Annotated in this window: 9 protein-coding genes and 2 tRNA genes; 6 read left to right on the top strand and 5 right to left on the bottom strand. The window is 34.1% G+C overall.

Features of this window, described 5'->3' with window-relative positions; translation table 11 throughout:
- Positions 1-580: 580 nt before the first annotated feature.
- The 5 genes from ACLU24_RS10940 to ACLU24_RS10920 all read left to right on the top strand — a co-directional run bounded on the left by ACLU24_RS10940 (position 581) and on the right by ACLU24_RS10920 (position 5,362).
- On the top strand, positions 581-1,012 hold the full coding sequence (locus ACLU24_RS10940; protein WP_412612615.1) for a hypothetical protein: 432 nt from the start codon (positions 581-583) through the stop codon (positions 1,010-1,012).
- A gap of 92 nt (positions 1,013-1,104) precedes the next feature.
- A complete protein-coding gene (locus tag ACLU24_RS10935; RefSeq protein ID WP_412612613.1) occupies positions 1,105-2,313 on the top strand; it encodes an ABC transporter permease in 1,209 nt (402 codons plus the stop codon).
- Positions 2,310-3,539 (top strand): ABC transporter permease, encoded by a 1,230-nt coding sequence (locus ACLU24_RS10930; RefSeq protein WP_412612612.1) that lies wholly within the window; start codon positions 2,310-2,312, stop codon positions 3,537-3,539. The genes ACLU24_RS10935 and ACLU24_RS10930 overlap by 4 nt, the downstream gene beginning before the upstream one ends.
- The gene (locus ACLU24_RS10925; RefSeq protein ID WP_412612611.1) at positions 3,532-4,200 is read left to right on the top strand and encodes an ABC transporter ATP-binding protein; all 669 of its coding nucleotides are present in this window, start codon (positions 3,532-3,534) and stop codon (positions 4,198-4,200) included. Before ACLU24_RS10930 ends, ACLU24_RS10925 begins: the two co-directional genes overlap by 8 nt.
- Before the next feature lie 385 nt (positions 4,201-4,585).
- Positions 4,586-5,362, top strand: a complete 777-nt coding sequence (locus tag ACLU24_RS10920) for a hypothetical protein (protein ID WP_412612609.1) — start codon at positions 4,586-4,588, stop codon at positions 5,360-5,362.
- Between the two features lie 175 nt (positions 5,363-5,537).
- On the opposite strand, the gene ACLU24_RS10915 is transcribed toward ACLU24_RS10920, so the two are convergent.
- Positions 5,538-5,614, bottom strand: a tRNA-Met gene (locus tag ACLU24_RS10915).
- 345 nt (positions 5,615-5,959) lie between these two features.
- On the opposite strand from ACLU24_RS10915, the gene gap reads away from it, so the two are divergent.
- Positions 5,960-6,997, top strand: a complete 1,038-nt coding sequence (gene gap, locus ACLU24_RS10910) for a type I glyceraldehyde-3-phosphate dehydrogenase (RefSeq protein ID WP_412612608.1) — start codon at positions 5,960-5,962, stop codon at positions 6,995-6,997.
- Positions 6,998-7,103: 106 nt separating this feature from the next.
- On the opposite strand, the gene ACLU24_RS10905 is transcribed toward gap, so the two are convergent.
- The 4 genes from ACLU24_RS10905 to ACLU24_RS10890 all read right to left on the bottom strand — a co-directional run bounded on the left by ACLU24_RS10905 (position 7,104) and on the right by ACLU24_RS10890 (position 10,222).
- Entirely contained in the window at positions 7,104-7,289 is a 186-nt protein-coding gene (locus ACLU24_RS10905) for a type II toxin-antitoxin system antitoxin (RefSeq protein WP_412612607.1), read from the bottom strand.
- 82 nt (positions 7,290-7,371) lie between these two features.
- Positions 7,372-7,459: transfer RNA gene (locus ACLU24_RS10900), tRNA-Leu, on the bottom strand.
- Positions 7,460-7,929: 470 nt separating this feature from the next.
- The gene (locus ACLU24_RS10895) at positions 7,930-8,679 is read right to left on the bottom strand and encodes an amino acid ABC transporter ATP-binding protein (protein WP_412612616.1); all 750 of its coding nucleotides are present in this window, start codon (positions 8,677-8,679) and stop codon (positions 7,930-7,932) included.
- Positions 8,669-10,222 (bottom strand): ABC transporter substrate-binding protein/permease, encoded by a 1,554-nt coding sequence (locus ACLU24_RS10890; protein WP_412612606.1) that lies wholly within the window; start codon positions 10,220-10,222, stop codon positions 8,669-8,671. The genes ACLU24_RS10895 and ACLU24_RS10890 overlap by 11 nt, the downstream gene beginning before the upstream one ends.
- Positions 10,223-10,699 lie beyond the last annotated feature (477 nt).

Genomic DNA, 10,699 nt, shown 5'->3' with positions numbered 1-10,699 from the left:
TCAGCTTGGCAGTACTAATAGGTCGAGGGCTTGACCATGAACTTTGGTTCAAGCAATCTGCTTCTTTATTCAGTTTTGAGGGTGCAAATCCCTTTTATATACAGCTTACCCAATAGGGTAGGCTGTTTTTTTGTATGAATAATACATAAAAAATAAAACATTAAATTATCTGCGTAAAATGCACCACGAATGTGAAATACTATTTGTGGTGCATTTTTACTATTTTATATTATTGAAATCACATTAATTTTAATATTTAAGGCTGATTACTTACATAAATCATATATCAAGTACAAAGTTTACCAGAAAAAGCCCTTTTTTTACCAGATATAACAAAATTAAAAAAAGTTATGTTATAATTCTATAAAATAGGAATGAAAAAAGATTTTGCTAATAACGATATAAAAGCGGTGAAAAGAGAAATTTATATCTAATTTTTTATTAATTTAGTGAAAAAAACTGTTGACAATTTATTTGATACGATTTATAATACAATTACCATATTGATTATAAATACAATATATTAGAAGCTTCGTTGTTTTATAATTAATGTGAGATATATTAAAAAGGAGATTTTGTTATGAAGGTAAAAAAAATAATTGCAGGCGTTTTTGCTTCAGCACTTTTCGTTTCTGCGGCACTTAGTGTTTCTGCAGCAACAGAAACAAGAAATATTAGCAGAAATATGAACGAAGATTTTTCTAAGAGCACTAATAATGGAGTAGGATATATGTACTACCATGTTGGAAGTGTTAGACCATATGATGATGTTTTTGCATATTCTGAAACGAAGGTTACGAGCGGAATGGATGGTTATGCAGGTGTATCAATAACTGGAACGAATAATGTTCCGTCAGCCCAATATTCTGATAAGATTATAAACGGTAGTTATATACGCACGGATAATGCTGTGGTAAGTAGTTGTGATGTAGCTAAAAGGGTAAACTTTACAGGTGCGAGAAGGCAAGCAAATACCGACCAATACACTGGATTTAATTATAATATTAACTAAACTTTAGTTTAATTTAAACAATACTTGAAAATATGCTAAAACTGTGCGTTATATTATGCACAGTTTTAGTGTTATTTATAAGGGGGTAGATTATGAAGACTCTAAGGCTTGCGATAAGTAGAATACTTACTTATTTTTCGGAAAATAAGACAATATTTGTCTTATATTTCATAGGTACTATATCGTGCGTTATTATGATGATTTATTACTATGGAAATACGCTTAACTATATGACAGGCTATTCTCCTTTTGATGATATAGAGTTTAGAAAATATAAAGTGGCTTTCTCTTCACCAACAGAGGTAACAGAAGATACTATCGAAAAATTAAAGGAATTTGAACAGAAATATGGTATACAGGATATAGAATTAACAACAATTATTGATTTAGATGGAAATAATATTGAGTTCTCAAGTAATGATGAGGCAATTAATGATTATTGGGTAAAAAAACTCGGAAATCGCGACTCATCAGATACAGATAAAAAATATATTATACTTAGTACATATCTTAATAATAATGAGGATAATTCATTTTCTGATACAAAAGGACGCTTGTTTACCGACGAAGAGCTTTCTAAAAATGTTGCCTCAGTGTCACTGGGTAAAGCTAAGAGCATAAAAGTAGGTAATACTACATTTAATGTTGTTAAAGAAAAAACAGCACAAGGCGATCTCGAAGGTAAGATTGAGAAGTATTATATTCCGGCAGATGCTTACTTTAAAACCGGAATAAAAACATGGACGGTAGATATAGTTATTAAAGAGCGTTTCTCGCAAAATATGATGTATCGCTATGTAAATCATCTTCGTGATGTTTTTAATATAAAATTTGATCCGGCTGTTGATAATGATGGCTTATATGATTATGTTAAAGGACCAAATATATATTATTTTGAAGATGCCAACCAAGTATCATCGCAATTTTATTCTATAGTATATATATTTATGTTGTCTTTGATTTCATTTATGTTCTTGCTGAAATACCTTATGGATTCAAGCAGACGAGAAAATAGTATACTTATGATGGTTGGTGCAAAGAAAAGGGTTGTTATGCTTATAAACTTTATTGAGAATGTTACCCTTATAGTTATTTCTACGCTTATAGCAATCGCAATACATATATTGCTTTATAGCAGTGTGTTCTCGAAAGCTAATTTGTATGAAAATATAAAGTATTCGGTACAGGACTATGCAATTATTGCCTTACTTGCTATCGGACTTTCTATCATTGTGCAAATACCTTTTATATTTACATATTGGTTTAAGAATGTAAGAAATATAAAGGAGGGCAGTAAATGAAAAAGCTTAATCTATTTATAATGTCATTTTCTCAAAATATCATATCTTCAATTATAATGCTTATTATACTTTCATTTGCCCTAATTTCTATGCAAGATGTTATAGGTCAATATAGATATATAACATACTCAAGATATATTATAGAAAACCAATATCTGCAAAACAGTGATTACTTTATGATTAATCCAGAGATAATGATGGTTCCTGACCCAAATGAACAACTCAAGCAGTCCAATTCAATTAAAGAAAAAATATCTAAGTTTGATGGGGTTGAAGGTGTAGCAGTTGCTCAACATTCTAAGGCATCATATAGGTCAACTACTATTAACACTGAAATATATAACGATTCTATGCAAAAGGCTTTTAGTAAAGAGCTAAGCGAAGGTGTATGGTTTGAACAGGCAGATAAGTCTGATATACCTAATGTGGTTATTGGCGGTGCGGTTTTTAATGATATTCCTATCGGCAGTGATATTGAAATAGAAATGCTCGACAAAAACGAAAACTTAGTACAGCAAAAGGTTCATGTTATAGGAAAAATAGGCTATCCGTGGTATGCTGTTAGCTACTCAACTATATCAAATGATGTATCTACAAAGGATTTTCTTATTCAGGTAAATACCATTATATTTGATGACGATAAACAAACAAGTGAGATACTGAGCAAATATGATTCATTTCAATCGCTTTCATTCTCATATTTTGTTATTTATAATAAAGAGTGTACAGACGAACAAAAAGAAGCTGTAAGAGATTACTATAACTCTGTGGGTACATATGAAACCTATGATCAGATACTTGAGAATACAAACGATTATATTCGTGATAATCTTATGAAAAAGATAGTTACACCAATATTCTTGCTAATAATAGCAACATTAACGCTTATAAGTATAGCTACCCTGAATACTTATAAAAAGCTCAAGGACCACTCTATATATTATCTATGCGGTTGCAGCAGAAAGAAGAGCTTTGCCTATCTTTTTGTAGAAATAAGTATCGTAGCAATTTTGGCTACAATCATAAATATTATATATGTTTCGGTAATTATGAGTCGGCTTTCCGCAGGTACAATGAGCTATGCTGGCAGCATAATAGATTATAAGAATATTATATATTCGATGATTTATTGTATAGTAACTATTGTTATTACGGTTATTCTTCCGTTTATTGTCTATAAGAAAAATACACCGCTTGAGGTTTACAGGAGGAATCATAATGATTGAAATATCTAAGCTTAATAAATATTATAAAGTTGGCAAGAGCAAAATGCACGCCCTAAAAGATATAGATTTGACTATAAAAGATGGAGAAAGTCTTGCTATTCAAGGAAAGTCTGGTGCAGGTAAATCTACGCTTATGCATATTATGGGTCTTCTTGATAGCTACGATAGCGGAAGTCTTAAAATTGACGGACAAGAAATTAAAGGTTTGAGAGATGGCAAGCTTGCAGCTATCCGCAATCAAAAAATTGGTTTTGTTATGCAGGATTTTTCGCTTCTTGACCATAAAAATGTTATTATGAATGTTATGCTGCCGCTATATTTCAATCATAAATATAGCTTTAACAAGATGAATAAGCTTGCCCTTGAGGCTTTAGAGCGTGTTGGGATAAAAGAACAAGCTAATAAAAAAGCAAATCAGCTTTCAGGAGGTCAGAGGCAGAGAGTTGCAATAGCGAGAGCCATAATTTCAGAACCTGAAATTATTCTTGCTGATGAGCCTACAGGAGCATTAGACAGCGAAACTTCTGTTGAAATTATGAATCTCCTCAAAGAGCTTAATGAAAAAAATGGTATTACACTTATAGTCATAACACATGATGATTCGGTAGCGGACTATTGTAAACGAAAGATTATTATTAAAGATGGCTGTATAGTGGAATAGATTTTCAGAATTTGAGAATATTTTATATATGAAAATTCCGCAGTATATGTGCTGCGGAATTTTTTGTGCAAACTTTTAAGCAAAGTAAAAAGCCATAATAAAATATCAGGATTTTTCTTTTTCTGATAGATAAAAATTAAGAAGTCAAGGAGTCAACAGGACAACGATATACAAATTAAAAATGGATATAAAACACTTTATAAAATATTTTATAACATTTAATCGACACAAAACACATATATCAAGTACAAAGTTTACCAGAAAACGCACTTTTTTTACCAGATATAACAAATTTAAAATAAATTATGTTATAATTAACATCTAACTCGCAAATATAATAAAGTAAAGTTAAGTTTATAAAATAAATTATAAGAGAGGTAGAAGAATGAAAAAAAAGAAAAGGTTATTGGCTATACTATTGGCAGTAATACTTTCTGTTAGTGCAACGGCGTGCAGTAAACCCATACAGCAGAGTGGAAGCACATCGGAAACAACAAGCAGTAAAAGAATGACTACTGAAGATGTTAAGAAAAAAATTATAAATGAAGCAACAGAATACTTAAAGAAAAATTACCCTGATGATAAGTTTACTTTTGTTTCATTTGGATCGACTAACTGGGCTTATAATTACTACAGATTAAGTTTTAAATCCGAGAATTATAATAATCAACAAGTTATGGTTTATGGTAGCTTGAGTGATAAAAAAGATGAAGATGGCTTCACGATATATACCTATTCAGATGATTACTATCAGTACTATATGAAGGATGATGCAGAAAAGTATTTTTCTTTAAAATTAAAAAAATATTTAAAAAATGAATTTGTAATTAAGGTGAGATTTAAGGATGGAATTGGTTTTACAAAAGCTGTAAATAATAATCAGACATGTGCTGAAAATATTGAAAATGATAATTTTAGATGTTTAGTATATATTTTTTCCGATCAAAAATTTAAAAATGTTGATAATCAAATTGAAAAGTTTGTAAAAGAAATAGCGGATAATAAAATTACTATAAGGTTGTACTATATCTATACTAAACAGTTAACAACAGTATCTAAATATACTACTAACAAAATCTTTGATGAGATTAAATATTATAGTCTTGATGGAGATATAACATTTAAATATTCTACATACGATGGTGTTGTAAATAAATCTTAAATTTATAGAAGAAAAGGAGAATTTTTATGTCAGAAATTACAAATACACAATTACTTTTTTTAGATAATTTAATATATTTAGATTTATATTAAATTAAAGGTGAGTATTATTAAGAGTATTGATAAATAAATTTAGATAAAGAAAAATCCTTGATAATTTTATCAAGGATTTTTAGTGGTTGCGGGAGCCGGATTTGAACCAACGACCTTCGGGTTATGAGCCCGACGAGCTACCAAACTGCTCCATCCCGCGATATGCTATTTTCGAAAGCTTTATTATTATAACTCTTTCGAAATGAAATGTCAATAGTTTTTTAAAGATTTTGTTTTGAAAATATACAATTTCGTTTTGTGTACTTAATAATAGTATATGAGTAAAAAATAAAAGTATTCCGAATGATTTAAAAAAAATTGAGCAGAATATAAGGGCAAAGACGCTTTTTTAGAATAATATATAAAAAACTACTGCAAAATATAAAATTCTCGAAAAGTGAAAAATAAATTTAAGAAAATTTTGTTAAATTTTAAACAAACACTTGTATTTTTTCTCAAAATGCTATAAAATAAAAGCAGTAAAAACTTAGGAGGTATAATTACAATGTCAGTTAAAGTTGCTATTAATGGTTTCGGCCGTATCGGTCGTCTTGCTTTCCGCCAGATGTTTGGTGCAGAGGGTTATGAAGTTGTTGCTATCAACGACCTCACAAAGCCTTCTATGCTTGCAGATCTTCTCAAGTATGATACAGCACAAGGCGGCTACTGCGGTAAGATTGGTCAAAATCTTCACACAGTAGAGGCTGATGACGAGGCCAACACAATCACAGTTGACGGCAAGACTCTTACAATCTATGCTAAGGCTAACGCTGCTGAGCTCCCATGGGGCGAAATCGGTGTAGATGTTGTTCTCGAGTGCACAGGTTTCTATTGCTCTAAGGCAAAGTCACAGGCTCACATCGATGCTGGTGCTAAGAAGGTTGTTATTTCTGCTCCTGCAGGTAGCGACCTTAAGACAATCGTTTACAGCGTAAACGAGAAGACTCTTACAGCTGATGATACAATCATTTCTGCTGCTTCTTGCACAACAAACTGCCTCGCTCCTATGGCTAAGGCTCTTAACGACTATGCTCCAATCCAGAGCGGTATCATGTCAACAATCCACGCTTACACAGGCGATCAGATGATTCTTGATGGTCCACACAGAAAGGGCGACCTCAGAAGAGCAAGAGCAGGTGCTGCTAATATCGTTCCTAACTCAACAGGTGCTGCTAAGGCTATTGGTCTTGTTATTCCTGAACTCAACGGTAAGCTCATCGGTTCTGCACAGCGTGTTCCTGTACCAACAGGTTCTACAACTATCCTTACAGCTGTTGTTAAGGGCAAAGATGTTACAGTTGATGGCATCAACGCTGCTATGAAGGCTGCTTCTTCTGAGTCTTTCGGCTACAACACAGACCCAATCGTATCTTCTGACGTTATCGGTATGAGATATGGTTCACTCTTCGATGCTACACAAACAATGGTATCTAAGATTGCTGATGACCTCTATGAGGTACAGGTTGTTTCTTGGTATGATAACGAGAACAGCTACACAAGCCAGATGGTAAGAACAATTAAGTATTTCGCAGAGCTTGCTTAATCTTAAAACTGTTTAAACTAAACTGATTTATAGGAAGCACTTCGTCATTATGGCGAGGTGCTTCTTTTTGCTTACAAAAAAGGAGTGGCTGAAACCACTCCTTTATTCATTCATCTTTATTATCGAAAGGAATTTCTCCCTCCGTTTTTTCAAACCCTTTTATGCACTGTCGAATAAGATATAAAATTTGTGCATTGGCAGAACGCCCCTCATATTTTGAGATGTAGTGTAGTTTGTAATGAAGTTCAGGGTCTATTTCTATTCCCAAATGTTTATTTTTCTTATTTCTCATATAAAAATACCTCAAAAAATCTTAATTTTAATGTAATAACAATAAAGAGCAACTCATATTTTATTGAGTTGCTCTTTTCTTATGGTGCGGGTAACCGGACTTGAACCGGTACGGAGTATTAGTCCGAGGGATTTTAAGTCCCTTGCGTCTGCCAATTTCGCCATACCCGCAAAATATATATGAGATTTAACTTTTAAATTATAACATAACTTTTTTCACTTTTCAAGCGTTGTAAGAAAAAAATTATTCTTATTATAAATTTATATGGAAATTTTATTGTTAAGGCAAGTAATGAGGTGCGAATGAAATTCGCACCTTTGTGGGAAAAGAATGTTAAGGGCTTTGCCCTTAAAACCCACCAAAGGCTCTGCCTTTGGAAACTGCAAGCTTTTGAAAAAGCTTGACCAAAACTTTTAACTGTCTTAGATGAACTTGTTAGCTAAACGGTAGTTCATTGGAAATTACTTCGACCGCGGTAATAATCTTCATTTATCAACACCGAGCGATTCTGTGTCTTGTCCTGTGTGGTCACGCACCGCGTCTTAGGAGCGGAGGCTCACCGCCTTAGAGAAGTCTGCTAATAACAAAACGGTGATTGCCTTATGCAATCACCGTTTTATAATAGGTCGGATATTTAGATTTATAGAACCTTAGATAAGAAATCTTTGAGTCTTTGGTTCTGAGGATTTCCGAATAATTCCTTAGGATTGTTTTCCTCTTGGATTATTCCATCATTGATAAACATAACTCTGTTTGCAACCTCTCTTGCAAAACCCATTTCGTGAGTGACTATAACCATTGTCATACCCGATTCTGCGAGGTCTTTCATAAGAGAAAGAACTTCTCCAACCATTTCAGGGTCGAGTGCTGATGTAGGTTCATCAAAGAGCATTACATCAGGATTCATTGCCAAAGCCCTTATAATAGCGATTCTTTGTTTCTGACCGCCAGAAAGCTGTGGCGAATATAAATTTGCCTTTTCGGAAAGACCGATTCTCGCAAGAAGTTCATCAGCTTTTGCCGATGCCTCATCTTTTGTCATCTTGCCAAGCTTGACAGGTGCGAGCATAATATTTTGCTTGATTGTCATATTAGGGAAAAGATTGAACTGCTGGAACACCATACCGATTTTTTCACGCATTTTATTTATATCTACGGACTTATCGGTTATATCTGTACCCTCAAATTTTATGACACCGCTTGTAGGTGTTTCAAGGAGATTAAGAGAGCGGAGAAAAGTAGATTTTCCGCAGCCTGAAGGACCTATAATAGCGATAACATCACCCTTTGAAATAGTGGTGTTTATGCCTTTTAGAACCTCGTGTTCACCGAAGCTTTTGCAGAGGTCTTTTACTTCTATAAGAACTTGATTTGTGCTTTTATCTTGCATTGTCATTTTTAAGCTTCCTTTCGAGTTTATTTACACCGGCGGTTAAGAGCATTACTATTATGAGGTAGATAAGTGCAACAGCGATAAGTGGTATGAATGCCTCGAAGGTCTGACTTCTGATAATATCGCCAGCCTTTGTAAGATCTGTAAGTCCGATATAACCGCTGATAGCTGTTTCCTTGAGAAGACTGATACACTCATTGCAGAGTGCAGGAAGGATATTTTTAAAAGCTTGTGGAAGAATGATTGAAAGCATAGTCTGCTTATATGTAAGACCAAGACTGCGACCTGCCTCAAATTGTCCCTTATCTACTGAGTTTATGCCTGAACGGATAACCTCGGCAACATAAGCGGCTGAATTAAGACCGAAAGCGACTATAGCAACAAGAACTTTATCAATATTGACTGACGCAAAGATTACATAATAGATTATAAGGAGCTGAATCATTGCAGGAGTACCTCTTATAATGGTGAGGTATAGCTTGCATATGAAATTCAAAATTTTAAGCTTGTGGTTTTGGTCGTGTATGGTTCTTACGATTGCGATAAGAGCACCAAGCACAATACCGATTATAATAGCAAAGAGTGTAATAAGAAGTGTGTTGCCAAGACCTGTGACGATATAGCTCCAACGGCTGCTATCGACAAAATTCTGTTGGAGTTTCTCGAAAAATGATATGCCAGTTGCACCTGCTTCTGTATTTCTTACAACAATAACTTGTCTTGTTTCAGCGTAGAAATTTGAGAAATCAACATTCTTTTTTCTATCCTCAGTAACAGACATACCGGCAGCACCGACATCTGCTTTACCGGATTGAACGGAAGTTATAATGGAATCAAATTCTATATCTTCAATTTTGAGTTCCATTCCAAGCTTATCGCATATAGCTCTCATCATATCCATATCAATACCGACGATTTTTCCGTCCTCGTAGTATTCATATGGCTTAAACTGGGCGTTTGTTGCAACAACTAAAGTGCCGTTTTTGCGGTCAACATTTTTTTCATTATATGGCTTAGTTCCTATTTCTTTTTCAGAGCCGGTATAGTTTGTAACTATATCTGATAAAGTGCCGTCTGCTTTTAAATCATCTATGGCATTATTGAGTTTGTCGAGAAGTTCTTTATTACCTTTTTTTATACAGAGAGCGTATTGTTCCTTTGCAAATTCTTCATCAAGAATCTTAATATCTGAATTTTTCTCCGTAAAGGATTTTGCTGTTTGTTCATCAATTACAACGCAGTCAATTTTCTGCTGTTTAAGAGATTGAATAGCGTCGGCAGCTTTGTTATAGCGTTCAACTTTCGTGCCTTTTTCATCGCCCTCATATTTGGTGATATATTCATCGCCAGTAGTACCAAGCTGAACACCAACTTTTTTTCCCGGAATGTCTTTAGCACTTGTAATAGTGGTATCGCTTTGACTTGTGGTATCTGCCGCATTTGCTGTGCTGAGCATAAAACAGCTCAAAAGCGCTGTGACGGCAAGTAAAATGCAGATAAACCGCCAAGCCGTCTGATTTTTGTTTCTACTTTTTAACATAATAACTTCCTCCTTCAATATATAAAAAAACTATATCACATATTTTTACTTTTTACAATGAATAAGAAGAAAATTAGGCAAAATGACTTCCTTAAGACAATTAAAAGTTTCGCTCGAGCCTTTGAAAAGGTTCGTAGGTCAAGGGCAACGCCCTTATCGCTCTCCGCAGAGAGCGACATACCTTTGTGCGAAGCCCAACATTTCTTTTTTCTTAAATCGGAGGATTTTATCCGCCGATAAATTCCTCTTGTCAGCAACATTAGTCCCTAAGGGCGGACAAAGTCCGCCCTTGAAAGTCAAGAGATGTTAAGGGCGTTACCCTTAAAACCCACGAGGGACTTCGTCCCTCGACCCTGCGAGCCTTTAAAAAGGCTCGAACGAAACTTTTAAGTGTCTTAGGGAAATCTGTTAGCTTATCGGTAGTTTCTTCGACCGAGTTAACTATCTTCTTTAACTTCACTACGAGCGAGGCAAAGC

The organism is Pseudoruminococcus sp. (assembly GCF_047012705.1).
GTDB lineage: Bacteria > Bacillota > Clostridia > Oscillospirales > Acutalibacteraceae > Pseudoruminococcus.
The sequence above is the reverse complement of the archived record's forward strand: the minus strand, read 5'-3'. Positions and strand labels throughout refer to the sequence as shown.

Excerpts from the sequence above, each read along its gene's own strand:
- ACLU24_RS10940 (WP_412612615.1), top strand. The coding sequence starts at position 581 with ATGAAGGTAAAAAAAATAATTGCAGGCGTTTTTGCTTCAGCACTTTTC.
- ACLU24_RS10935 (WP_412612613.1), top strand. The coding sequence starts at position 1,105 with ATGAAGACTCTAAGGCTTGCGATAAGTAGAATACTTACTTATTTTTCG.
- ACLU24_RS10930 (WP_412612612.1), top strand. The coding sequence starts at position 2,310 with ATGAAAAAGCTTAATCTATTTATAATGTCATTTTCTCAAAATATCATA.
- ACLU24_RS10925 (WP_412612611.1), top strand. The coding sequence starts at position 3,532 with ATGATTGAAATATCTAAGCTTAATAAATATTATAAAGTTGGCAAGAGC.
- ACLU24_RS10920 (WP_412612609.1), top strand. The coding sequence starts at position 4,586 with ATGAAAAAAAAGAAAAGGTTATTGGCTATACTATTGGCAGTAATACTT.
- gap (WP_412612608.1), top strand. The coding sequence starts at position 5,960 with ATGTCAGTTAAAGTTGCTATTAATGGTTTCGGCCGTATCGGTCGTCTT.
- ACLU24_RS10905 (WP_412612607.1), bottom strand. The coding sequence starts at position 7,289 with ATGAGAAATAAGAAAAATAAACATTTGGGAATAGAAATAGACCCTGAA.
- ACLU24_RS10895 (WP_412612616.1), bottom strand. The coding sequence starts at position 8,679 with ATGCAAGATAAAAGCACAAATCAAGTTCTTATAGAAGTAAAAGACCTC.
- ACLU24_RS10890 (WP_412612606.1), bottom strand. The coding sequence starts at position 10,222 with ATGTTAAAAAGTAGAAACAAAAATCAGACGGCTTGGCGGTTTATCTGC.